Source organism: Paenibacillus woosongensis (assembly GCF_030122845.1).
Lineage (GTDB): Bacteria > Bacillota > Bacilli > Paenibacillales > Paenibacillaceae > Fontibacillus > Fontibacillus woosongensis_A.
Genome location: NZ_CP126084.1, coordinates 2,541,985 through 2,564,570 on the forward strand (window position 1 = coordinate 2,541,985; position 22,586 = coordinate 2,564,570).

The 22,586-nt window shown below is 48.6% G+C and carries 24 protein-coding genes; 21 read left to right on the top strand and 3 right to left on the bottom strand.

What is annotated here, in order from left to right; all coding sequences use genetic code 11:
- Positions 1 to 98 precede the first annotated feature (98 nt).
- Genes QNH46_RS11600 through QNH46_RS11610 form a run of 3 tightly spaced genes read left to right on the top strand, consistent with a single transcriptional unit; the run spans position 99 to position 2,074 of the window.
- Positions 99 to 908: a DUF817 domain-containing protein gene (locus QNH46_RS11600; protein ID WP_283928209.1), complete on the top strand. Its 810-nt coding sequence runs from the start codon at positions 99 to 101 to the stop codon at positions 906 to 908.
- Complete coding sequence (locus QNH46_RS11605; RefSeq protein WP_213588501.1) at positions 905 to 1,303, top strand: hypothetical protein; 399 nt, start codon at positions 905 to 907, stop codon at positions 1,301 to 1,303. The genes QNH46_RS11600 and QNH46_RS11605 overlap by 4 nt, the downstream gene beginning before the upstream one ends.
- A gap of 24 nt (positions 1,304 to 1,327) precedes the next feature.
- Positions 1,328 to 2,074 carry an SDR family NAD(P)-dependent oxidoreductase gene (locus QNH46_RS11610; protein WP_283928210.1) on the top strand — a complete coding sequence of 249 codons (747 nt, stop codon included), beginning with the start codon at positions 1,328 to 1,330 and terminating at the stop codon, positions 2,072 to 2,074.
- Here QNH46_RS11610 and chrA read toward each other — a convergent pair.
- Complete coding sequence (gene chrA / locus QNH46_RS11615; RefSeq protein ID WP_283928211.1) at positions 2,071 to 3,309, bottom strand: chromate efflux transporter; 1,239 nt, start codon at positions 3,307 to 3,309, stop codon at positions 2,071 to 2,073. The two genes, QNH46_RS11610 and chrA, sit on opposite strands and share 4 nt — an antisense overlap.
- A 258-nt stretch (positions 3,310 to 3,567) precedes the next feature.
- Here chrA and QNH46_RS11620 point away from each other — a divergent pair, with 258 nt between their 5' ends.
- From QNH46_RS11620 to QNH46_RS11670, 11 genes are all read left to right on the top strand, one after another.
- Positions 3,568 to 4,323 (top strand): glycine betaine ABC transporter substrate-binding protein, encoded by a 756-nt coding sequence (locus tag QNH46_RS11620; RefSeq protein WP_283928212.1) that lies wholly within the window; start codon positions 3,568 to 3,570, stop codon positions 4,321 to 4,323.
- A gap of 129 nt (positions 4,324 to 4,452) precedes the next feature.
- Positions 4,453 to 5,757, top strand: a complete 1,305-nt coding sequence (locus QNH46_RS11625; RefSeq protein ID WP_283928213.1) for an MFS transporter — start codon at positions 4,453 to 4,455, stop codon at positions 5,755 to 5,757.
- Between the two features lie 150 nt (positions 5,758 to 5,907).
- Positions 5,908 to 6,222, top strand: coding sequence for an ArsR/SmtB family transcription factor (locus QNH46_RS11630; protein ID WP_155611111.1), 315 nt, complete (start codon positions 5,908 to 5,910; stop codon positions 6,220 to 6,222).
- Between the two features lie 16 nt (positions 6,223 to 6,238).
- The gene (locus tag QNH46_RS11635) at positions 6,239 to 7,531 is read left to right on the top strand and encodes an arsenic transporter (protein WP_283928214.1); all 1,293 of its coding nucleotides are present in this window, start codon (positions 6,239 to 6,241) and stop codon (positions 7,529 to 7,531) included.
- 134 nt (positions 7,532 to 7,665) lie between these two features.
- Positions 7,666 to 8,139: an IS200/IS605 family transposase gene (gene tnpA / locus QNH46_RS11640; RefSeq protein ID WP_283928215.1), complete on the top strand. Its 474-nt coding sequence runs from the start codon at positions 7,666 to 7,668 to the stop codon at positions 8,137 to 8,139.
- Positions 8,140 to 9,514: 1,375 nt separating this feature from the next.
- Complete coding sequence (locus tag QNH46_RS11645; RefSeq protein WP_283928216.1) at positions 9,515 to 10,177, top strand: hypothetical protein; 663 nt, start codon at positions 9,515 to 9,517, stop codon at positions 10,175 to 10,177.
- A gap of 32 nt (positions 10,178 to 10,209) precedes the next feature.
- Entirely contained in the window at positions 10,210 to 10,392 is a 183-nt protein-coding gene (locus QNH46_RS11650; RefSeq protein ID WP_283928217.1) for a hypothetical protein, read from the top strand.
- Positions 10,393 to 10,595: 203 nt separating this feature from the next.
- Entirely contained in the window at positions 10,596 to 11,069 is a 474-nt protein-coding gene (gene tnpA / locus QNH46_RS11655) for an IS200/IS605 family transposase (protein ID WP_283928218.1), read from the top strand.
- A 200-nt stretch (positions 11,070 to 11,269) separates the two neighbouring features.
- Positions 11,270 to 11,695: an arsenate reductase (thioredoxin) gene (arsC, locus tag QNH46_RS11660; protein WP_283928219.1), complete on the top strand. Its 426-nt coding sequence runs from the start codon at positions 11,270 to 11,272 to the stop codon at positions 11,693 to 11,695.
- A 132-nt stretch (positions 11,696 to 11,827) separates the two neighbouring features.
- The gene (locus tag QNH46_RS11665; protein ID WP_283928220.1) at positions 11,828 to 12,754 is read left to right on the top strand and encodes a Gfo/Idh/MocA family protein; all 927 of its coding nucleotides are present in this window, start codon (positions 11,828 to 11,830) and stop codon (positions 12,752 to 12,754) included.
- A 44-nt stretch (positions 12,755 to 12,798) separates the two neighbouring features.
- Positions 12,799 to 13,728, top strand: a complete 930-nt coding sequence (locus tag QNH46_RS11670) for a hypothetical protein (RefSeq protein ID WP_283928221.1) — start codon at positions 12,799 to 12,801, stop codon at positions 13,726 to 13,728.
- A gap of 110 nt (positions 13,729 to 13,838) precedes the next feature.
- On the opposite strand, the gene QNH46_RS11675 is transcribed toward QNH46_RS11670, so the two are convergent.
- The gene (locus QNH46_RS11675) at positions 13,839 to 15,071 is read right to left on the bottom strand and encodes a multidrug effflux MFS transporter (RefSeq protein ID WP_283928222.1); all 1,233 of its coding nucleotides are present in this window, start codon (positions 15,069 to 15,071) and stop codon (positions 13,839 to 13,841) included.
- Between the two features lie 267 nt (positions 15,072 to 15,338).
- Here QNH46_RS11675 and QNH46_RS11680 point away from each other — a divergent pair, with 267 nt between their 5' ends.
- The 6 genes from QNH46_RS11680 to QNH46_RS11705 all read left to right on the top strand — a co-directional run bounded on the left by QNH46_RS11680 (position 15,339) and on the right by QNH46_RS11705 (position 20,309).
- Positions 15,339 to 17,048: a glycoside hydrolase family 13 protein gene (locus tag QNH46_RS11680; RefSeq protein WP_283928223.1), complete on the top strand. Its 1,710-nt coding sequence runs from the start codon at positions 15,339 to 15,341 to the stop codon at positions 17,046 to 17,048.
- Positions 17,049 to 17,402: 354 nt separating this feature from the next.
- On the top strand, positions 17,403 to 18,362 hold the full coding sequence (locus tag QNH46_RS11685; RefSeq protein WP_283928224.1) for an NAD(P)/FAD-dependent oxidoreductase: 960 nt from the start codon (positions 17,403 to 17,405) through the stop codon (positions 18,360 to 18,362).
- A 38-nt stretch (positions 18,363 to 18,400) separates the two neighbouring features.
- Positions 18,401 to 18,703 (top strand): antibiotic biosynthesis monooxygenase family protein, encoded by a 303-nt coding sequence (locus QNH46_RS11690; protein WP_283928225.1) that lies wholly within the window; start codon positions 18,401 to 18,403, stop codon positions 18,701 to 18,703.
- A gap of 17 nt (positions 18,704 to 18,720) precedes the next feature.
- Positions 18,721 to 19,191: a DinB family protein gene (locus QNH46_RS11695; RefSeq protein WP_283928226.1), complete on the top strand. Its 471-nt coding sequence runs from the start codon at positions 18,721 to 18,723 to the stop codon at positions 19,189 to 19,191.
- A gap of 78 nt (positions 19,192 to 19,269) precedes the next feature.
- Positions 19,270 to 19,815, top strand: a complete 546-nt coding sequence (locus QNH46_RS11700; RefSeq protein WP_283928227.1) for a GNAT family N-acetyltransferase — start codon at positions 19,270 to 19,272, stop codon at positions 19,813 to 19,815.
- Positions 19,816 to 19,826: 11 nt separating this feature from the next.
- Positions 19,827 to 20,309, top strand: a complete 483-nt coding sequence (locus QNH46_RS11705) for a GNAT family N-acetyltransferase (RefSeq protein WP_283928228.1) — start codon at positions 19,827 to 19,829, stop codon at positions 20,307 to 20,309.
- Positions 20,310 to 20,406: 97 nt separating this feature from the next.
- Here the strand turns inward: QNH46_RS11705 and QNH46_RS11710 are convergent, their stop codons facing one another.
- A complete protein-coding gene (locus tag QNH46_RS11710) occupies positions 20,407 to 21,171 on the bottom strand; it encodes a DUF4339 domain-containing protein (RefSeq protein ID WP_283928229.1) in 765 nt (254 codons plus the stop codon).
- Between the two features lie 185 nt (positions 21,172 to 21,356).
- Between QNH46_RS11710 and QNH46_RS11715 the strand changes: the two genes are divergently transcribed.
- Positions 21,357 to 22,583, top strand: a complete 1,227-nt coding sequence (locus QNH46_RS11715; RefSeq protein ID WP_283928230.1) for an MFS transporter — start codon at positions 21,357 to 21,359, stop codon at positions 22,581 to 22,583.
- Positions 22,584 to 22,586 lie beyond the last annotated feature (3 nt).

A 22,586-nucleotide genomic window follows, 5' to 3' on the forward strand; every position in this document is an offset into this window, starting at 1 on the left:
GGCGCTTTCCTGCTGTTTTTAATTTTTACAGTCTGGTCACTTCAAGGTATGAATTGTGATAAAATCCAATTGTAGAAACAGGAGGCTGATGTCCCGTTATGATGTTTATCCGCAAGCTGTTCGTGTTTGCTTGGCTCCAAGCGCTATCCTGCATATTTCCGCTGATAATCTTCGGAGCCCTCGCTCTGACGAAAGTGATCCAGCTGCCGGCTCTTCCGCGATATGACTGGATTTTGTTGATCTGCTTGCTCGCACAGGCAGGGATGATGATCAGCAAGCTGGAAACGCTGGATGAGCTGAAGGTCATTTGCATGTTCCACATCATTGGCCTTGCACTCGAAATATTCAAAGTTCATATGGGCTCGTGGTCTTACCCGGAACCTGCATGGAGCAAGGTGTTCGGTGTCCCGCTATACAGCGGATTCATGTACGCCAGCGTCGCCAGCTACATATGCCAGGCCTGGAGACGGCTGCAGCTGCAAATTACGGGCTGGCCCAATTCGATTTACGCCGTTGCCATCAGCACGGCAATCTATCTTAATTTTTTCACGCATCATTTTATCGGCGACTATCGCTGGATACTCATGCTGCTCCTGGTTGCCGTATTTTTCCGCTGCACGGTATATTTTACGCTGGAAGAGCGCACCTTTCGAATGCCGCTGCTGATGTCATTTCTGCTGATCGGCTTCTTTATCTGGATTGCCGAGAATGTGACCACCTTCCTGGGAGCCTGGAAATACCCGAATCAGGAAGAGGTATGGCGGCTCGTTCATATCGGAAAAATCAGCTCATGGATGCTGCTCGTTGTGATCAGCATCATCATCGTTGCGCAGCTGAAGCATGTTAAAAAGGGAAGGAGCGACGCCCCGCAAGGCGTGTCCTCCGAAAAATGGGAGAGTCGCACATGAATAACTCAAAAGGGATTTTCTATTATATTGCATGGATGATCGGCGCCTGTCTGCTTGTTTACTATAGCGGCAGCTTCTTCGCCATGATGGATCAACAGCGGACGATACTTTACAAAACTGACAATATGCTGCTGGCCAACATGATTTACGCCTTCGCATTTGGCCTGTATTTAAGTCTGCTTAACGGATGGCCGGCCCGGCGAAAAATGATTAAACCGCTGTTTTTCGGCGTGTTTTTGCCATGCTTTTTGATCTTGATTTATCCAATTGCCTCTTCATATATTAAAATTATCGCGATGGCCGAATATTACCATTTGGTCCGGGAACGCGAATTTTTCTTCTTTGGTCTTATGAGCGGATTAACGCTGATGAAGAGCTTCTTTACGACCCGTTAATATTTAAAGGAGGCTGTATTCGTTATGTCATTTGCCAAACTCGTCGTATTAGTCACCGGTGCTGCGCAGGGAATTGGCCGTGGAATTGCGGAAGCTTACGCTTGCTGCGGCGCTGTCGTAATCCTGGCCGATCTGCCGTCCTCGGCTGGGGAGCAATCGGCTGAGGAAATAAGGCAAAAGGGGGGACAAGCCGAATTCATCTCTTGCGATGTCCGCAGCGAACGGGACATATCCGGCATAATGAAGCAGGTTGAACATACATATGGCAGAATTGATATCGTCATTAACAATGCAGGGGTGTCCCGGTTCAAATCGCCCTTTGAGCTGACGGTGGATGAATGGGATGATGTGCTGAATACAAATGTGCGCAGCTGCTTTCTCGTAACGCGGGAGGCGGCAAAATTGATGAAACAGCATGGCGGCGGATCGGTCGTCAATATTTCCTCGACCCGCTCCTTCATGTCCGAACCGAACTCCGAGGCATATGCCGCCTCGAAAGGGGCCATCGTATCGCTAAGCCACGCGATGGCGATGTCGCTCGGCCCTGACGGGATACGAGTGAATTGCATCAGCCCCGGATGGATAGAAACGGGGAAATACGAGGAGCTCCGCGAGACCGATCATAGCCAGCATCCGGCGGGCCGGGTAGGCAAACCCGAGGATATCGCCCGGGCTTGTCTCTATTTAACAGATCCGGCTAATGATTTCGTGACCGGCATCCATCTCGTCGTCGACGGCGGAATGACCCGAAAAATGATTTATGAAGATTAGACGAACAATTGCGCAAGCATGCCTGCTGCCGCGCCTGCGATAACCGCACTCCACGGCGGCAGCTTCCAGAACACCAGCATCGCGAACAAGCAAAGCACGATAACGAAGTCCGCCGTGCCGCGAACAGCGCCGGTCCAAATGGGATCGTACAGCGCAGCCAGTAATATTCCTACCACTGCTGCATGGATACCCTGCAGCGCCCGCTGCATAGTTATGCTCCGGCTTAGCCGATCCCACAGGGGCAGAACGCCTGCGACCAGCAGAAAGGCTGGCAGGAAGATGGCGATTGTCGCTAATGCCAGACCCGGCACTCCTCCAAATATGGCGCCTAAATAGGAGGCAAAGGTAAAGAGCGGCCCAGGAACGGCCTGAGCAGCGCCGTACCCGGCGATGAAATCGGACTGGCTGACCCAGCCGTGTGCGACGACTTCTTCTTGCAGCAGCGGAAGCACCACATGTCCTCCACCGAAGACGAGGGAACCGGCCCGGTAGAAGCCGTCGACCAGGGAAAGCCATCCGCCGTTTGACCATTGGCTGAACAAGGGGAGAAGCAGGAGCAATGCGAAATAGAATCCTAGATAGATGAAGGACTGCCTGCAGCTATGAGCATCCCGCGAACTTGCCGCGGCAGCTGGCTTTACGGATTCCGCAGCCGCTTCATGGCGATACATGATGAGCCCCAGTAATGCCGCCGCGGCGATAACGCCTACTTGGCTATACGTGCCTGGCCAGAGCAGCACAACCGCTGCTGCACCAACAGCGACGCCGGCCTGCTTTCGGGTTGTGGCTAGCTTTGTCCCCATGCTCCATACAGCCTGGGCGACGATGGCCACGGCGGTCAGCTTCAATCCGTGCAGCCAAGGTGCTTCGCCGACATTCATGCGCTGCACGATGATAGCGAACAGTCCTAACAGGAGGATGGATGGCAGTGTAAACCCAACCCAGGCTGCTATGGCTCCCATCAACCCGGCGCAGCGCAGGCCGACTCCGATCCCGACTTGGCTGCTGGCCGGTCCGGGAAGGAACTGGCATAAGGCAACCAAATCAGCGTAGGCTTTCTCTTCCATCCATTTGCGGCGGACGACATATTCCTGATGGAAGTACCCCAGGTGCGCAACAGGACCGCCAAAGGAGGTCAGCCCCAATTTGGCTGAAGCGAGGAAAATATCAAGCACGGTAATGCGTGGCAGAGACTGGGCGGCAGTCTCTTTTTTTACTGTATTTTTTGTATTCATAGCATGTCATGTTCCTTTCAAAGTGTGGTGCCTAGAGAACCCGGCCTGTTTCAACCGTTCGTCTACATTATCATAGGTCTGTTAACCTAGCGTAAAATACGAGAAAACGCTGTGTAAGGCGGCTAGTTTATTTGCCGGGTAAAAGCAGCTATACTGGATAACATGATGATGTAAAAGAGGCTGTTCCTAGGCAGATAGTGCCAGGGAGGCCTCTTTTTTGTTGGAGTAAGCCCATTTTTTAACATACAACTTATGAAGATGACTAACCGTCTGATTCCGCACACATCAGGCAAAATATACGTCCAGGGCAAGGATATTACGCAGGAAAACCCCGTAACGCTGCGCAATAACATCGGCTACGTCATTCAGCAAATCGGACTGTTCCCCCATTACACCATCGAAGACAAACAACTGTCCGGCGGCCAGCAGCAGCGGGTTGGCGTAGCGAGAGCCTTAGCGGCCGATCCGGACATTATCCTGATGGATGAGCCGTTCGGCATTAATAACACATACACACTGGCGGTAACACGGGAGACTGCAGAACGGCACAACCTTGAGACCTTCAGCGATTTGGCAAAGGTAGCCGAGGACATGATTCTTGGCGTAGAATTCGAATTTCTTGATCGGGACGACGGCTTTCCGGGAATTCAGAAGCTGTACGGCATGAAAATCAAGCAGAAAAAGGGGGTGGACCACGTCATTATGTATCAGTCGATCGCCAGTGGAGAGACGGATGTGACGTATGCATATGCCACCGATGCGCAAATCAAGGTGCATGATCTAGTCATTTTGCGGGATGACAAAGAATTTTTTCCGCCATATGATGCCGGACCGGTCATCCGTAAAGCGACCTTGGAGCAATATCCTGAATTAGAAGAGGTGTTGAATCTAATGAGCGGTTTGATCAGCGACGAGGAGATGCAGAAGCTGAATGCGGACGTCGATGTGGAAGGGCTGAAGGAGGAAGAGGTCGCACGCCAATTTTTGATTGAAAAAGGGTTGATAGAAGGCTAGTATATATAGTATTAAATATTTGTACGGATAGGAGTATACGATGAGACCGATTTAACTATGAACTGTAAGCTGCAGCATTCAAGCTGATCATAAAAATTTAATACTATAGAACACGGAGGCTTACGGTTCATGTTCAAGAAGTCTTTTTATTACTTGTGGGGCTCGCAGGCGCTGTCTAATACGGTAGATGTCTTCTACCTGGTCGCGCTGATGACATTCGTGCTGAGCACTACGAACTCGATCATGTTTGCGACCCTGGTTCCTTTCATCCGGGTAACAGCCCAGTTAACGAGCGGATTTCTTGCCCCGCTGATGGTTGCGAATTATCGACTGCCCTTTCTGCTGACAATATCGCAGAGCGGGCAGTTTCTCTTGTTTAGTCTGCTGGCTTTCTATCTCTCACCCTGGATTGGGGGAAACAGTTTCCTGTTGATCTACGGTATTATTGCCTGCATTTCTTTCTTGGACGGCTGGACAACTCCCGCGCGAAATGCGCTCGTTCCGCGTCTTGTGTCAGACGAGGTACTGATGAAGGCCAATGGAATGGTGGCTACAACTGATCAGGTCGTTCAGTTTGCGGGTTGGGCGTTAAGCGGGTTGATGGTCGCGAAGCTGGGGGCTTTTCCGGTACTGGTTATCGTTGCCGCCGGTTATGGATTGGCCATGCTTGTGACCTTCTGGATTGAAGATCCGCTAGAACCGCAAAGGCGGGGAATATGGGATTGGCGGACTGCCTCAAAACAAGGCTATATGGCGATGAAGGAGGCGCAGACAGCGAGTGATCCGAGCAGCGAAATCAGGTCGCCTTCCCACTGGGATACGCTTAAGGAAGGCTGGGTGCTAATCTGGAAATCGCCGAGGCTGCGGGCTTTAACGGTGATGGACGTGACGGATATGTTCGGAGGCTCTGTGTGGGCCGGAGCGTTCATGCTTGTCTTCGTCAAGGAAGTATTGCTGAGGGATGAGCAGTGGTGGGGTTATATCAATGCGAGTTATTTTGCCGGCGCCGTGATTGGCGGACTGCTTGTCGTGGCGTTCGTTGGGCGTTTGGAGAAGAGGATATTTGCGGCAATGCTCGCAGGGATGCTGGGCTATGCACTGCTGACGACTCTGTTTGCGGTCAATTCCTATGCGCCGCTTGCGCTGCTCCTCGTTCTGCTGACCGGCCCGACGACAGAGCTTGCTGCGGTATCCCGCCGGACATTGATACAGCGAAGCGCAAGCAAGGAACGGCTGCCCCAGATTTTTTCGGCGCAAGCGACGTTGCTAAATACCGTTTTTGGCATATCGCTGCTCGCAATGAGCGGCATCGCCGAGTGGCTTGGGATCGTAAATATGTATTTGTTCGCCGCCGGTATTACATTACTTGCGATATGCACAGGCATAGTCAATCGAAGCTCCTTCCGAGAGGAAGTTCATATCGTGGAACCTTAGTAGAAAGAGGCGCCTAATAGGCGACTTTTTTAATTGGATGGAAGAAAGTTCATATAAGCCACTAAATATATATAATCAATTGATTATATAATTGTTCGATTATATAATATAATCTATCAAAATATATTCTAAGGGAGGAGGGGCTGCCCGATGGAAGAGATCATTCGGGATTTGAAGCTGCTGGCCGACAGGACGCGCTTGACACTTCTGGCCATCTTGAGGGAAGGGGAACGCTGCGTATGTGATCTGGTCGATGCACTGCAGACGACGCAGCCGAACGTCAGCCAGCATTTGCGCAAGCTGAAGGAGGCAGGTCTGGTCATTGAAGATAAACGCGGATCATGGGTCTATTATGATTTGACACTTGAGGGCAAGCCGCATGTCCAGGCTCTGATGGAGCATGTTCCTGTACCTGTGGAACAACTGGAATGGATGAAGAAATGCTCAACGAACAACTGCTGCTGATGGAAGAGGAGAACGGATGATATACATTGCTTTTAGCATATTTGCGCTTACATTAACGATGGTTATATGGCAGCCCAGAGGGCTTGGCATCGGCTGGTCGGCGATGGGGGGCGCCATACTGGCATTGCTGTTTGGCGTGGTTGGCTTTCAAGACGTGCTTGATGTCACAGCTATCGTATGGAATGCCACACTCGCTTTTATTGCGATTATAGTAATTTCTATATTGCTGGACGAAATCGGATTTTTTGAATGGGCTGCGCTGCACATGTCCAGGCTGGCGAACGGCAGCGGAAAATTGATGTTCATCTATGTTATTCTGCTTGGTGCGCTGGTCGCCGCTTTATTCGCCAATGATGGAGCTGCCCTAATCCTTACACCGATCGTATTGGCCATGGTCAGGGCGCTCAAGTTCGAGGACCGCATGGTCCTGCCATTTATTATGGCGAGCGGTTTTATTGCGGACACGGCCTCGCTGCCGCTTATTGTGAGCAACCTGGTCAATATCGTGTCAGCGGATTACTTTGGAATCGGGTTCGGCGCCTATTTTATCAAAATGATCATACCAAATTTATTTTCGATTAGTGCCAGCGTGCTCGTGCTGTACCTGTTCTACCGCAAACAAATTCCGGGCCATTATGACGAGGCACAGCTCAAGGAGCCAAAGGAAGCGATCCGGGATCCCCGGATGTTCCGGTTATCCTGGCTTATCCTTGTTCTGCTGCTGGCGGCGTATTTATCCAGCGAATTTATCGGCATTCCTGTTTCGGCGGCGGCGGGGGCAGTGGCGGTCATATTTATTATTGCTGCCCGGCAGAGCCCGGCAATACGGACATCCAAAGTCATCAAAGAAGCGCCTTGGTCCATTGTCGTCTTTTCCATCGGAATGTATGTCGTCGTATATGGGCTTCGCAACGCCGGATTAACCGATCAGCTCGGAAGCTGGATCCAGGCCATTGCGGGTCACGGGCTATACGCAGCCACGTTAGGCATGGGTCTGCTGGCGGCGCTGCTGTCATCGATAATGAATAATCTGCCTACGGTCATGATTGGCGCATTAGCAATAGATAGTACGAGTACAGCGGGGGTCATGAGAGAAGCACTTATATACGCGAACGTGATCGGCTCGGATCTCGGTCCGAAAATAACACCGATCGGCTCCCTGGCTACTTTGCTGTGGCTGCATGTGCTGTCCAAAAAGGGCATCAAAATTACATGGGGCGAGTATTTCCGGACCGGAATTATTCTTACGATACCAACGCTAGTCATTACGTTAACCGGACTCTATTTATGGCTTTTATTGCGGCTTTAGCCAGTTGAGCTCGCGAAGCGTGCGAAACAAAAAACCACCCGCTATGCGGGTGGAGGGAACCAAGGTTTGACCAACAAGACCATTCCCATAAAATTGAGATGTTCAGGCTCAATTCAAGAAAGGAATGGTCTTAGATGGCAAACAAGAGCTATAGTTTAGCTCACACGAAGTGGATGTGCAAATACCATATCGTGTTTACCCCGAAGTATAGACGGAAAGAGATCTATAATCAAGTGAGGAAAAACTTGATCGAAATATTTAAGCGTCTGTGTAAATACAAGGGAGTGGAGATAATAGAAGGCCACATGATGCCCGATCATGTACATATGCTAGTGGCAATTCCTCCCAAAATCTCAGTATCCTCATTTATGGGGTATTTGAAGGGAAAGAGCTCACTAATGATATTCGAAAAGCATGCTAGCTTGAAGTATAAATATAGCAATCGAAAATTTTGGGCGGAGGGATACTACGTCAGCACAGTAGGCTTAAATGAGGCCACCGTCGCTAAATATATCCGCGAACAGGAAGCACATGACCAGGCAATTGACAAACTGAGTGAGAAAGAGTATGAAGATCCGTTCAACAGAAACGGCGGCAAGAAAAAGTAAACCAGTTTAACTGGTAAGTGAAGGTGACAAATTACACTGAGCCTGAACAATTTAATTGTCAGGCTAGTGTCTTTAGGCGCAGTTTGGCAACAAGGGGTTATACCCCCAAGAGCAAACCACCCGTTGGACGGGTGGTTATAATTTCTAAGCAAACTATACAGCTCTTTGCCTCTATAAAATGCAAAAAGCATTCGGGCTCGCCTCCCGGCGAGGGCCGGGGGGGGGGTAACCAGAGCCACATGACATTCCTGCATTCCCATAAAAGAAGAAAAATCATCTTTGTATTTATTCAGGTATTGACTTTCAATAAGTTCTCTTGAAGCAATCTGCTGTTGCATTGTCCTGAAGCTGCTCCCAAACACTTCAATTTGCTGTGGTTTAAATTGAAGAGCACCAAACTTCTCTGAGTAGCCAATTTCAAAGTGACCGGAGAATATGTAGGTTTTCTCACGCTCAAGTTCATTAGCAAGTTGTTCTGCCACCTTCATTTGAATCTCTGTACCATCTTCATCAAAAACAGTAACAAAGCTTGTCCCATACTTACCCTCATTAATGAACTTAACCTCAGCAACAATGGTATACCTTCGTTGCTCTAGGGATTTCCCAACGATATTCCTGATTTCTTTCAGTTCTCTCTTATATGCCTCTGATAATTTGTCCTTAGATAAAAGAGAATTACTCATTTCAGTATCTACTCCAGTTCATGTATGCTCACCAAGAAAACATATCCTACCAAAAATCAACATTATCTGACGCTCAGTATGTATTTTCGCCATAAGGAATCATTTTCCTGCTGTTTTAATGAATCTATATACCTATTTTCAGACCTCGGAACTATCTCAGTGAGATGATAGAAAGATAATCAATAAAACATCCAAAAAAGAAGGATTTCATGTAAATATATGGAATTAAAATGTGGGGAGGTGAGATAATGTTGACTTACATAGCTAAGGCAATAAAGGAGAACAAAGAGGTTATCCTTACACTCAAAGACAATTCCAAAATTTCGGGACTACCAAGCTGGGGAGAGGATCACAGTAGGGTAAAAATAAAATCGCCTGATAAGGGAGCCGGAATGCAAGCACTCAAACCTCTCACACGCTTACCTGCTTCCGAATGCAGCTAAGCCACGCGTCTTTATCGTCCTCGCCTCCTCTTTACAAAAATACCATTTTATAATCAACATTCAATCATTTGTAGAATATTACAATTTCATTTGAAAAATCAAAACCAATTTTTTATAATAAAATAAGGGAAATTATTCCACTTCTTACATATCAGAATGGTGGTGATTATCAAATGACTATGATTTGACGTTGGGAATCTGTTTAAAAAGCAACCGTATAACCAAAAAAAAATTCCGAGGAGGAACAAGATGAAAAAGCTCTTATCGGTTTTATTAGCTGTTCTTGTAGTCCCGCTGGTTATATCAATTCCCACCTCATATGCTAAAAGTAATATCGATGAAGGTTACGTAACCGTTAAATCTATTGACGGCGGAGCTACCATCGAAGCTTCCATTAAGAGTAGTGATCCTAATGAATCAGTTCAAGCTGTTATTGAAGAAGAGCCGAACAATTATTCAGTTAATCGGACATCAGATAATGGTTACATTACTAAGTCATACAAGGTTACCTACTATGTCCCAAGTAGCGAACAACCGTCTTCAAGGATTACGCCCCAATCTTCACAAGGAGGTTCAAAAACCGAAGTGGGGGCAACAGCAAGAATTACAGTTACCTATGATAAGAAGGGTGACCTTATTGATTTACAAACGGTATCCGGAGGATGGACTCCCGAAAGCTCGTTGTATTATATTACAGATCGAGAAGTGATCTATAGAGCAGACTCCATCACTGCAGGAAAAACCGAGAAAAAGTATCCTTCATCTAATTCGTTTACCTACTACCCTAATTGGGGATACGTTCAATATTATCCCAGCACTGCATACTCTGGTACAGGTGCAGATTCATGGGCAACCATACGGGTTAATGGAATGACTGCGTATTATAATATTGAAGTGCATGTAAGAATTTAAAGAGCTGCACACATAATTATGGGGGGATCGCAATGGACAACTGGGAAAAACAAGAAAAGGATAAGTTTGAAGAGTATAAACGCAAGCCTTTCATTAATTTTGCTGATTCGATGAATCGTGCTGAAATCGGTGATTGGAACGTCTTAGCAAAGGGCGGTTGTTTGACCACCATTGTTATCATTGTAGGACTTCTTCTTTTCTTATACTTTAAATAGAGCTTGTAGTTCCCCCGTGCAACAGCCATGATTCAAATGGATCATGGCTGTATTCATTACGGCTTTAGCCAGTTGAGCTCGCAAAGCGTGCGAAACAAAAAAACCACCCGCTATGCGGGTGGAGGGAACCAAGGTTTGACCAACAAGACCATTCCCATAAAATTGAGATGTTCAGGCTCAATTCAAGAAAGGAATGGTCTTAGATGGCAAACAAGAGCTATAGTTTAGCTCACACGAAGTGGATGTGCAAATACCATATCGTGTTTACCCCGAAGTATAGACGGAAAGAGATCTATAATCAAGTGAGGAAAAACTTGATCGAAATATTTAAGCGTCTGTGTAAATACAAGGGAGTGGAGATAATAGAAGGCCACATGATGCCCGATCATGTACATATGCTAGTGGCAATTCCTCCCAAAATCTCAGTATCCTCATTTATGGGGTATTTGAAGGGAAAGAGCTCACTAATGATATTCGAAAAGCATGCTAGCTTGAAGTATAAATATAGCAATCGAAAATTTTGGGCGGAGGGATACTGCGTCAGCACAGTAGGCTTAAATGAGGCCACCGTCGCTAAATATATCCGCGAACAGGAAGCACATGACCAGGCAATTGACAAACTGAGTGAGAAAGAGTATGAAGATCCGTTCAACAGAAACAGTGCCAAGAAAAAGTAAACCAGTTTAACTGGTAAGTGAAGGTGACAAATTACACTGAGCCTGAACAATTTTATTGTCAGGCTAGCGTCTTTAGGCGCAGTTTGGCAACAAGGGGTTATACCCCAAGAGCAAACCACCCGTTGGACGGGTGGTTATGATTTATAGGCTAGAAGGCACCATTACTTAACTTCTATTAACCTCGGAAAGAGGAATGCTAGATGAACAATAAAAAAAGCGTATATTTCCTTTGTACGGGAAATTCATGCCGGAGTCAGATGGCAGACGGCTGGCTCAAGAAAATCGGCGGTGATCAGTTTGAAGTGTTCAGTGCGGGATTGGAGGCTCGCGGATTGAATCCTCGCGCCGTTCAGGTCATGGATGAGGCAGGTGTCGACATTAGTACTCACCGGTCAGAGGTGATTGATCCAGACATTCTAAAGCGTGCAGATTATATTATTACGTTGTGCAGTCATGCGGACGATCACTGCCCGGCTGTACCTAACCGAATTGGTGTGAAATGGCATTGGGGATTTGAAGACCCCGCGAAGGCGACAGGAACCGAGGAAGAAATTATGCTGCGTTTTCGGGAAGTCAGGGATCAAATCAAGGCCCGCATTGAACGATTTGTTGCGGAAGGCCAGTAATGCCGAAATATGAGCGTTAGAAAAAAGATCTAAAGGCACCTCCAGGGTGCCTTTTTTTGGGTGTAACTTTATAAGGTAAAATGCGTACTACATGATAAACGTTATTATCAATTAACCATTGGAGGGATCCATATGCGCATAGGGATCATCGGTCTGGGGGATATTGCGCGCAAAGCGTATCTGCCGGTCATAACGGCAATCGAGAATATAGAACTTGTACTGTGCACCCGCAATTCAGAGGTTCTCCGCCAAACAGCAAATCAATATCGCATTGGTGAAACGGCTAATCGACCTGAGCAATTCATTGCTGCCGGGATAGATGCAGCGTTTATACATACAGCGACGGAATCACATGCCGGGATCATTGAACTTCTGATCAGGCACGGCATCCATGTATATGTAGACAAACCTATTTCTTATAATTACGGGGAATCCGCCAGATTGGTAGAGCTGGCCGAATCCATGGGAGTTCAGCTAATGGTCGGATTCAACCGGAGATATGCCCCGATGGTTGCGGCCATGAAGGAACAGAACGAACGGCGTCTTGTTATTATGCAGAAAAATCGCGTGAATTCTCCCGATTTTGCACGCCGCTTTGTTTTGGATGACTTTATTCATGTAGTCGATACAGTGCGCTTCTTAGCGCCGGGGGAAATTAAGGACACCAAAATCACAACCTATCAGCAAAATGGGAAGCTGCACCATGTTACTCTGCAACTGGAGGGTGACGGTTTTACAAGCACAGCTATTATGAATCGCGAAAACGGAATAACCGAAGAGACGCTGGAAGTGATGAGTCCGGGAAATAAATGGCTTATTGACGGTTTAAATACAACAAGACATTTTCATGCGGGCAAAGAGCAGCTGATCAAATTTAACGACTGGGATCCGGTGCTTTACCGTAGAGGTTTTCATCAAATCATCAGTCAATTCCTGGACATGGTCCGCAGCAATTCGAAGCTGGAGTTATCCGCGCGTGATGCGCTGGAAACGCATCGACTCTGTGAATTAGTCGTCAAGCATGCCGAAGAGCATGGTGCTGATATTTGGCATGGTTAGGCGGCCGCCATCCGGGTACTTTTTTTAGTAGGAGGAGATGCGTTATGTATGAGGACATGAATGAGCGTTTAGCCGAGCTAAAAGAGAAGGGACGGAAAAAAGAAAAGTGGGAGAAGCGCCATCAACAATTGCAGGAAGAGCTCGCGGCGTTGGAGCGTGCAAGAGAAGAGGCTGGCCGGAGACTTGCTGCGGAAGAGAAGGACGTCAAGCAGTTGACCAGCTTGTCTTTATCCAATTTGCTGCATACGATTCTTGGCAAAAAGACAGAGAAGCTGGATCAAGAGCAGCGCGAGGTGGTCGAAGCTAAACTCAAATACGATGAAGCCGATCAGGCGGTGCAGCATACCGTGCAGCAAATCGCTGCTGCCGAGAAGCAGCTGGCGGAAGTGAAATTCTGGAAGCTTGATTATGATCAAGTGTTTGAGGCTAAGGAGCGTCAAGTGCTGCAGGAAAATGAGGAGCTGCGGACATTGGCGGAAGAACAGGCAGCCCTAAGTGTACAGAACAAGGAATTAGAAGAAGCGCTGCGGGCGGGCCGCTCGGTCGCTCACGATCTGGACAGCGCCATTGACAAGCTGCTGTCAGCTAAAAATTGGGGCACCTATGATATGCTTGGCGGCGGCATGATCTCGACGCATATGAAGCACAGCCGTCTGGATGAGGCGATGGATTGTTTATACCGTGCCCAGAATAGTTTGCGGCATTTCGAGAAGGAGCTGCGGGACGTGGGCGAGCAGATGCCGGTTCATATTGAAATCAGCGGGTTTCTCAAATTCTCCGACTATTTCTTTGACGGTTTCATTATGGATTGGATCGTTCAGGGTAAAATCAACGATATGCTGCATCAGGTGGAAGGTAAGCGGTCAGAGGTAAACAGAATACTGTCAGATCTAGCTGCATTGCAGCGCAAAGTCGGGACAGCGCTGGATTCCTCGCGACGCAGATATGTCCAGACCATAGAGCAATATAAATAACATTATTCAAAAGGGACCGTGATCGCAACAGCAGCGATTCGCGGTCCCTTATTATTGGCTAACGCACCTAGTCTTCAAATCAATTTAAAATGTGGTGAGCATAGCTTGAATTATTTGCTTGCAAGCCTTGGATGCACCAGGAACAAATAGCTGCATATCGCGCCAAGTTCGGCGATCGCTATGACGATGCCCAGCGGCACCGCGGTGTGCTCACCGCCCAAACCAACAAGCGGGGCGACGGTCGCTCCAAGGATGTATGGGATTAGTCCGAGCAGAGCGGAGGCGCTGCCGGCAGCTTTTCCCTGACTCTGCATCGCCAGCGAGAAGCTTGATGTGGAGATGATTCCTACGCAGGATACGACTAAAAATAAAGGAATCAGGACAGCGATCAGCTTGCCTCCTAGCAGTATCGCCGTTAATAGGCCTGTGGCGCCTGTCAGCGCCAGAGCCAGTCCGAATTGCAGCATCTTCGCTTCTCTGATTTTTCCTGCCAAACGGCCTGTAGTTTGGCTTGCAATGATAATGCCGACGCCGTTCAAAGCAAAAATAAAGCTGTACATTTGTGGTGAAACCTCAAATACATTCTGCATGACGAAGGAGGAGCCGGATATGTATGCGAACATAGCAGCGGACACAAGGCCTTGTGTCAGGCAGAAGCCGATGAACAGACGGTCTCCGAGCAGCCGCCGAAAGGTTGTCCACGTGGCAGCGAAGCCGCCGGACTGCCTGCGCTCCCTGGGAAGGGACTCGGGAAGTCCGAATAATACGGCGATCATCATAACAACGCCGATCAAGGCTAATACTACGAATACACCTCGCCAAGACGTAAACTGCAGCAGCTGCCCTCCAAAGATTGGAGCGAGAATCGGCGCAGCACCATTAACGAGCATGAGGAGTGAGAAAAACTTCGTCAGCTCCGAACCGGAGTATAAATCGCGTACAACGGCACGGGAAATTACGATTCCAGCCGAACCGGACAAGCCTTGGAGAAACCGCAGGGCAATAAGCGCCCAGGCCGAAGGCGCAAATACGCAAAGCAGCGAGCTTATCGCGTAAATGCAAAGGGAAATGATCAGCGGCGCGCGGCGACCGCGCACATCGCTCATCGGCCCTGCTGCCAATTGGCCCAGCGCGAGTCCAAGCAGGCAGGAAGTCAGGCTAAGCTGAGTAACGGAAGCTGTCGCATTTAGCTCTTCGGCGAGCTTGGGCAACGCGGGCAAATACATATCAAGCGAAAGCGGACCGAAAGCTGACAGACTGCCGAGAATAAAAGCCGTCCTCAAGCGTGCCGAACGGGATAGGGGATGCGAAGACGTCGAAGAATCGCTGGTTAATGAATTCATTGCTGTAGGAACACCCTTTCGAAACATAACGATAATTTGCATAGTCTGACGTATAGACGCAGATTATTTCATTATACTATATCAGTGAAAATAAGCGGCAAAAGAATGCCATTCCGTCGAAAGCTCTTTTTGTCTGTTATACCGGACGTTTCACTCGTTTATAGATATAACAAAGCGCATATCAGGTTTAGTTGCAATCTAGGAAGAATGAATTATCCGCTTGCCGGCCCGATGAGGCTCAGTCCGGATAAGGAGGCAGAATATAGAATGAAACCGAAATGGTGGAAAGAAAGCGTAGTATATCAAATTTACCCGATTAGCTTTAAAGACAGCAATGGCGACGGAATCGGCGATCTTAAAGGGATCATCTCCAAGCTGGACTATTTACAGGAGCTGGGGGTCAACGTCATTTGGCTGAGCCCCATTTACAAATCCCCCGGCCATGACAACGGATATGACATTAGCGATTATTGCGATATTATGGAGCAGTTCGGCACGATGGAGGATTTTGACCGATTGCTTCAGGACATGCATTCCCGTGGGATGAAGCTCATGATGGATTTGGTACTGAACCATACCTCGCACAAACATCCATGGTTCATAGAATCCCGTCAGTCCAAAGATAATCCGAAAAGGGATTACTACATATGGCGGAAAGGGAAAAACGGTGGTCCGCCTAACAACTGGGAATCGTACTTCAGCGGCTCGGTCTGGGAGTACGATGAGCAGACGGACGAATACTATTTGCATTTATACTCCAAGTACCAGCCGGATTTAAATTGGAGCAATCCCGTAGTGATCGATGAACTCCATAACATGGTGGAATGGTGGCTCAAAAAGGGAGTGGACGGTTTTCGTTTCGACGCGATATCACACATCGTCAAAGCCGAAGGCCTTCCGGACGCCGACAATCCTCATCAGACGAAGACGGTACGGGCCTATGAAATGTTCTCCAATCTGGAGAATGTCCATACCTTACTGCAAAATCTGCATGACAAAGTACTTTACTATTACGACATCATGACCGTCGGGGAAACGTCGGGACTCGGTCCGGAGCAAGCGCTGGATTATGTAGGGGACGGCCGGCGCGAATTGAATATGACTTTCCAGTTCGAGCATATGTTCATAGATGCCGCCTCTTCAGGGAGCGGTAAATGGAACGTCGTTCCCTGGAACCTGCTGGAGCTGAAAAAAATCATCAGCAACTGGCAGAACGTTCTCCACGACCGGGGCTGGAATGCGAATTACTGGTGCAATCATGACCAGCCGCGTTCTGTATCCCGTTTCGGGAACGATGTGCTGTACCGGGTGCCTTCGGCGAAAATGTTGGCCACCTTCATTCACACCCTGGAAGGCACGCCGTATATTTATCAAGGCGAAGAAATCGGAATGACAAACATCGCATTCGAGTCTATCGACGATTACCGCGATGTGGAGACGCTGAATTACTACGAGGAACAGCGCGATAATGGGGTGCCGGAAGAAGAAATCATGCAGGCTCTTCGCAAAAGGAGCCGGGACAACGCAAGAACTCCGATGCAGTGGGATACGACACCAAATGCTGGTTTTACTACGGGAACGCCCTGGATTAAAGTCAATTCCAATTATATGGAGATTAACGTAGCGGATGCGCTGAATGATCCCGATTCTATCTTTCATTATTACAAAAAGCTGATTCAGCTTCGCAAGCAGCATAAGGTTATCGTTTATGGCAGATATAAGCTGCTGCTGCCGCTTCATTCGGAAATATATGCTTACACTCGAACTCTAGATAACGATCAGCTGCTGGTGATCCTTAACTTTTTTGAACGGGAGCCGCTCTTTGAACTGCCGAAGGATGTATCACCCGAGGGAATGGAACTGCTCATTTCGAATTACCCCCCGGAAAAAAATGAAGATTTGTGTAAATTGAAGCTGCGGCCTTATGAAGCAAGGGTATATTTGCAGCGTCTGCCCAAATCTGCGAATGAACAATAGCAACGACCGCGTTTCGCGGTCGTTGCGCATTGTCGCTCATTCCACTTTCATCTGCTTGTCCTGCTGAATTCCATTTCTGATACGCCAGTCATGGTACACATACTCGAAGACGGTTACGGCGACCGCGGCAGTGAGCACCTCCATCAGCGTCATTCGACCAGCCGTTATTGGCTGCTATCGCCCAAATAAACAGGTAGGCTAGAAAATCGTCAGGCTAAAAGCTGTTCCAGACGATTTTGGCAACAATCCGTTTGGTCATCGTATCCTCCTTATAAAGATGTATACTCATGATTCCCAGTATGTCCCGCAAGATATTCAGCAACTGCCGAATTCTAAATGAAGGAGTTTATGTTTATGCCGCGTGATTGCATTATTGTCGGAGGTGGAATCGCTGGGCTGCAAGCCGCGATCCAACTAGGCCGTTATTCCGCTTATGATGTTCTGGTCGTTGACGCTGGGGAAGGCAGATCTACGCTTTGCCGCGGTTATCACAATATTTTAGGCTGGCCAGACGGAATATCGGGACAAGAATTGCGTGCAAGAGGAAGGCATCAGGCTGAGAGCACTGGTGTCCGCTTTGCTCAGGACAGGATCGTAACAGCGGCTCGAACCGCAGCCGGAACGATACTTCTTAAGGGGGAAACGGGACAAACATACGAGACCTATACGACGCTGCTTGCGACAGGAGTGAGCGATCGCATTCCCGAAATCCCGGGACTAGTTCCGCTGCTCGGAAGCAGCGTATATATTTGCCCGGATTGCGACGGGTATGAAATTGAAGGCAAGTGTACCGTTTTGATGGGATCTGGAGATGCCGGTGCCAATATGGCGCTTCTGTTGGCAGAACGCACAAACAGTCTGACTTATGTGAACCATGAGTCTTCCCGTATATCTCCAGAGCTGTTGGAACAGATGGGTCATGCAAGTATTTCTTATATCGAGGCGGCGATCGTGGAAATACGGTCAGCTGCGGAAGGGCAAATTGAGCAGATCATACTTCATGACGGTACTGTTCTGCCCGCCGAACGGGGTTTTATTGCTTTTGGCGGAAACAAGGTTCATTCTGACCTCGCGAGGCAGCTTGGGGCTGTGCTCAGTGATAACGGCCATGTGGAAAGTGATCCGCGAAGCAAGCAGACGAGTGTCGATAACGTATGGGCCGCTGGCGATATCGCCCTGCACGCAGAGCAGGCCACTGTGGCGATGGGCGAAGGCTCGATCGCCGCGATATGGATCAATAAAGCCTTGCGGGCGCAGAAAGGAAAATTCGATCAACGTAAATCATATAATGATGGTATAATAAGGACAACATAACCAATTATGCTTCTTTTGAGCTGGTTAGGGGGGAAAGAATGATCCTTGAAGTAGCCGAGCTGCATGTGAAGCCAGGAACGATCAATGACTTTGAGAGCAGCTTTCGGCAAGCGTCCAAAATCATTTCGGGCATGCCAGGGTATATCGACCATGAGCTGCATAAATGTGTTGAAGAGGAGAATAAATACATTCTTCTCGTCAAATGGCGGTCGATTAGCGATCATGAGGTCGGATTCAGGAAATCGGAGCAGTATCAAGAATGGAAAGCGCTGCTTCACCATTTCTACGACCCGTTTCCCGTAGTCCAGCACTATGTTCAGATCAAGCAGCTTATTGATTAATTTAAGGGGGCTAGTCCATGGGGGAGATTATTTTTAGTCAATTGGAATTCATTCGCGGTCAGACATTAAAAATGGTTCAGGATTTATCAGAGGAACAGGCTGATATTATACCTGCCAAGTTCCGCAACAATATTCGCTGGAATCTTGGGCATATCGCCTTTGTACAGGACGCATTTGCATTTCAGCTAAACGGACGCCCTTCGCTGATTTCAGCCCAATATAGGAGTTTTTTTGCTAACGGGACATCTCCAGAAAACTGGACGGAAGACGTGCCAAGGCTAGCAGATATCGTTAAGGTCCTGGAGCAGCAGCCGAAGCAGATTGCTTCGATTTTACCAGGAAAACTGGACGAACGCGTGAGTAAGCCGTATACGACATCGTCGGGATTTACGCTGGACACGATTGGAGGATTTTTGAATTTCTGCCTCTATCATGAAGGTATGCACTTTAGCGTGATTAAAATATATAAGAAATTGATTCAAAGCTAGCCTTACTGGCTAGCTATTTTTATTTTTTTTTGTTATCTTTGGTTGGATTGGGAACTGATACGGATAGGAGCAGCATAAATGTTGACATCATATGCCATAGAATATGCGACAATTGATGATTTACAGGAAATCGTAGCCATCTATAACGAGACGATCGACAGCAGAGCTGTTACGGCTGATCTGGAGCCGGTCACGGTGGAAAGCCGCTTGAAATGGTTTGCGGAGCATACGCCGGACCGTAGGCCGCTATGGGTAGTCAGAGCCGGAGAAAACAAAGGGGCAGGTTCGGCTAATGAGTATGGAAATTCGGTGATCGCCTGGCTTAGCTTCCAGTCTTTTTATGGTCGTCCTGCCTATGACAGCACAGCGGAAATAAGTATTTACATATCCTCAGGGTATCGCGGGAAGGGAATCGGCAGTATGTTAATCGAGCAGGCGATAGCCTCCTGTCCCCGTATTGGAGTGAAAACGATGCTCGGCTTCGTATTCGGCCATAACGCCGGAAGCTTGGCGCTGCTGCGCAAGCACGGGTTCGAACAGTGGGGATTGCTGCCGCAGGTCGCCAACTTGGACGGTACCGAGAGAGATCTTGTGATCATGGGAAGGAGGGCAGGCAGCAATTAAGCGGCTGGTCTATGTATAGTAAAGTGAATTTGCGAATGTATTTGCCGAGTGACGAAGAGTTATTGGAGCGCTTTGAGCTTCCGGAGGAACAGGTTCTTTACAGCGCTTTGCCGAAGGACGTGCTGGCAGAAGCCATTCAGGATAACTGTCGTTATGCGGTGGTCATTACTTACGAGGAGATTCCTGCCGGCTTTTTTATCCTGCATGAAGGACCGGATATCGGGGAATTTACCGCAAATCCTGATGCCATGCTGCTCCGTTCCTTCTCCATCGATTACCGCTATCAAGGGCAAGGGATTGCCAAAATGGCGATGGTTCAGCTTCCCGAATTCATGAAATCCCGATTTCCCGGGAGAACTGAAGTCGTGTTGGCCGTAAATAAGCGCAATAAAGCAGCCCAGGCCGTGTATCTGGCGGCGGGCTTCCAAGATAAAGGCAGATTGATCGAAGGTCCAATCGGACCGCAGCATATTTACCATCTGGCGCTAGATTAGAGTAATGAGCATATATAGCTAAAGAGCTGTTCCCAAGGGCAGATCGCCCGTCAAGGGAACAGCTCTTGTTATGTAATTCGTTTAAAGTCAGTTAACTTTATATGAACACTCTGAAAAAACCTTTGAGGAAACCATAAACAAAACCGACGGCAAAGCCAATGAGCAGCATTACGATCGCATAGGATGGAAATTGGCGCAACCGGTATGCCCGGATAAACATATAAACCGAAATGATCAAAAACCACCAGACAGATGTCGTTCGGTGACCTAAACGCTGCAGTTCGTTTTTGTCCAGCGAGCAAAACAGAGCAAATAGCCCGACCATGATGATGGTTACCATGAATTTTAACCCGAAGGAAGCGCCAGCGTCTCTGGCGAGAAGATATATAAGATTACCGACTCCAGCAACTGTAACGGCCAACCACATATATGTATTGCTGATTTTTTGCAATGGATATGGCCCGGGTGGGGCTTGAGCTCCGGTATGCTGACCCGGATAAGCCTGCGCACCGGGGATATAGCCTCCTGGCTGATATCCTGCTGGTCCAGGAACCGAACCGGGCTGTGAGCCGGGATAAGCTTGGCCTGCGGGCGCTTGATTCGGATATGCTCCATTATACGGAGAACGCGCTGGCTCTGCTTGCGAGCCGCTGCCGGGCGCAAACATGATATGGTTAATCAGATCCGTTGAAGATAGCGGCGTCCATTCGGTCATTCCATCGGTCCAAACCATTGTACCCGGATGCAGCTCGCGGTAGATGTAATAGTCTCTTTGCATCTGTCCGATGGTAACCGGTCCTTTAATGATGTCGTTATGTACATAGTACCAGGGAACCGGACTGGTGTTATAATTGTTTCCCATGAATATCTTCCTGCCTTTTGAAAAAGATTTGCAAAATATAGCATAATATCCTCAATAGTACCATGGAATGACATAGAAGTAACGAAGGAACTGAAGTTTTTGAGCGAAAATAGTCATTATTTGCTATTATTAATCCATATTAAGAAGAGAGAGAAACTAATCGAACCTGTAGGAGTGGTAGAAAAATGAGCATATTGGAGACGATCCGCCAGCCGAAGCAGCGCAAGCTGCTGATGAGCGCGGGGCTGAGCTGGATGTTTGACGCGATGGATGTCGGCATGCTGTCGTTCATCATCGCCGACTTAAGCCTGAAATGGCAGCTGTCCCCCCAACAGACCGGCCTCTTTACAAGCATTAACTCGATCGGCATGGTCTTCGGTGCGGCCATCGCGGGCTACATGGCGGATAAATATGGCCGAAAATCTGTGCTGCTATGGACGCTGCTGATATTTTCGCTCGCGACAGGCTTGTCGGCCGCGACCACCGGATTTGCGGTCCTGTGCGTCCTTCGGTTTATTGCCGGCTTTGGCCTGGGAGGAGAGCTGCCCGTTGCCTCTACACTGGTATCGGAATCGGTTCAGTCTAAGGACCGGGGCAGAGCGGTTGTGCTGCTGGAGAGCTTCTGGGCGGCAGGCTGGATTGCTTCAGCTTTGATCGCCTATTTCGTGATCCCGAAATACGGCTGGCAAGCAGCCTTTATCATCGGCGGGGTGCCAGCGCTATATGCCCTATATTTGCGCAGGGCGATCGAGGATCCGCCGAGATATACGAAGCAAACGGCAGAGAAGGGAAACCGGGCAGCGTCTTTTCGCCAGAGGTTCAAATCCGTGTGGGCCAAGCCTCATCGCCGTGCGACGATCATGCTGTGGTTGCTCTGGTTTACCGTCGTATTTTCTTACTACGGTATGTTCCTGTGGCTTCCATCGGTTATGATGCTTAAAGGGTTCAGTCTCGTCAAGAGCTTTGAATACGTTTTGATCATGACGCTGGCCCAGCTTCCCGGTTACTTTACGGCGGCCTATTTCATCGAGAAATTTGGCCGTAAATTCGTTCTCGTTCTCTACCTTGTGCTTACTGCTGTGAGTGCGGCATGGTTTGGCCTCGCAACTACGGAAGGCGCATTGATCGCTGCCGGCATTTGTTTGTCGTTTTTCAATCTTGGTGCTTGGGGCGGGATGTACGCTTATACCCCTGAGCTGTATCCGACCAGCGTACGGTCCACGGGCGTCGGGCTGGCGGCCTCGTTTGGCCGGGTCGGCGGCATACTTGCGCCATATATGGTCGGGATGCTTGTTGCCAGGCATTATGAGATCGGGTACATTTTCGGCATCTTTTTTGTGACCATCCTCATCGGTGCGGCAGCTGTGCTGTGGCTGGGGACAGAAACGAAAGGCAAAGAGCTGGAGGATTAGCTA

What these genes read in the sequence shown, in the direction of transcription:
- QNH46_RS11695 (WP_283928226.1), top strand. Translation starts at nt 18,721, where the DNA reads ATGGGGGAGATTATTTTTAGTCAATTGGAATTCATTCGCGGTCAGACA.
- QNH46_RS11700 (WP_283928227.1), top strand. Translation starts at nt 19,270, where the DNA reads ATGTTGACATCATATGCCATAGAATATGCGACAATTGATGATTTACAG.
- chrA (WP_283928211.1), bottom strand. Translation starts at nt 3,309, where the DNA reads ATGAATACAAAAAATACAGTAAAAAAAGAGACTGCCGCCCAGTCTCTG.
- QNH46_RS11600 (WP_283928209.1), top strand. Translation starts at nt 99, where the DNA reads ATGATGTTTATCCGCAAGCTGTTCGTGTTTGCTTGGCTCCAAGCGCTA.
- QNH46_RS11635 (WP_283928214.1), top strand. Translation starts at nt 6,239, where the DNA reads ATGATATACATTGCTTTTAGCATATTTGCGCTTACATTAACGATGGTT.
- QNH46_RS11625 (WP_283928213.1), top strand. Translation starts at nt 4,453, where the DNA reads ATGTTCAAGAAGTCTTTTTATTACTTGTGGGGCTCGCAGGCGCTGTCT.
- QNH46_RS11650 (WP_283928217.1), top strand. Translation starts at nt 10,210, where the DNA reads ATGGACAACTGGGAAAAACAAGAAAAGGATAAGTTTGAAGAGTATAAA.
- arsC (WP_283928219.1), top strand. Translation starts at nt 11,270, where the DNA reads ATGAACAATAAAAAAAGCGTATATTTCCTTTGTACGGGAAATTCATGC.
- tnpA (WP_283928215.1), top strand. Translation starts at nt 7,666, where the DNA reads ATGGCAAACAAGAGCTATAGTTTAGCTCACACGAAGTGGATGTGCAAA.
- tnpA (WP_283928218.1), top strand. Translation starts at nt 10,596, where the DNA reads ATGGCAAACAAGAGCTATAGTTTAGCTCACACGAAGTGGATGTGCAAA.
- QNH46_RS11690 (WP_283928225.1), top strand. Translation starts at nt 18,401, where the DNA reads ATGATCCTTGAAGTAGCCGAGCTGCATGTGAAGCCAGGAACGATCAAT.
- QNH46_RS11705 (WP_283928228.1), top strand. Translation starts at nt 19,827, where the DNA reads ATGTATAGTAAAGTGAATTTGCGAATGTATTTGCCGAGTGACGAAGAG.
- QNH46_RS11610 (WP_283928210.1), top strand. Translation starts at nt 1,328, where the DNA reads ATGTCATTTGCCAAACTCGTCGTATTAGTCACCGGTGCTGCGCAGGGA.
- QNH46_RS11715 (WP_283928230.1), top strand. Translation starts at nt 21,357, where the DNA reads ATGAGCATATTGGAGACGATCCGCCAGCCGAAGCAGCGCAAGCTGCTG.
- QNH46_RS11710 (WP_283928229.1), bottom strand. Translation starts at nt 21,171, where the DNA reads ATGGGAAACAATTATAACACCAGTCCGGTTCCCTGGTACTATGTACAT.
- QNH46_RS11675 (WP_283928222.1), bottom strand. Translation starts at nt 15,071, where the DNA reads ATGAATTCATTAACCAGCGATTCTTCGACGTCTTCGCATCCCCTATCC.
- QNH46_RS11620 (WP_283928212.1), top strand. Translation starts at nt 3,568, where the DNA reads ATGACTAACCGTCTGATTCCGCACACATCAGGCAAAATATACGTCCAG.
- QNH46_RS11645 (WP_283928216.1), top strand. Translation starts at nt 9,515, where the DNA reads ATGAAAAAGCTCTTATCGGTTTTATTAGCTGTTCTTGTAGTCCCGCTG.
- QNH46_RS11670 (WP_283928221.1), top strand. Translation starts at nt 12,799, where the DNA reads ATGTATGAGGACATGAATGAGCGTTTAGCCGAGCTAAAAGAGAAGGGA.
- QNH46_RS11665 (WP_283928220.1), top strand. Translation starts at nt 11,828, where the DNA reads ATGCGCATAGGGATCATCGGTCTGGGGGATATTGCGCGCAAAGCGTAT.
- QNH46_RS11680 (WP_283928223.1), top strand. Translation starts at nt 15,339, where the DNA reads ATGAAACCGAAATGGTGGAAAGAAAGCGTAGTATATCAAATTTACCCG.
- QNH46_RS11630 (WP_155611111.1), top strand. Translation starts at nt 5,908, where the DNA reads ATGGAAGAGATCATTCGGGATTTGAAGCTGCTGGCCGACAGGACGCGC.
- QNH46_RS11605 (WP_213588501.1), top strand. Translation starts at nt 905, where the DNA reads ATGAATAACTCAAAAGGGATTTTCTATTATATTGCATGGATGATCGGC.
- QNH46_RS11685 (WP_283928224.1), top strand. Translation starts at nt 17,403, where the DNA reads ATGCCGCGTGATTGCATTATTGTCGGAGGTGGAATCGCTGGGCTGCAA.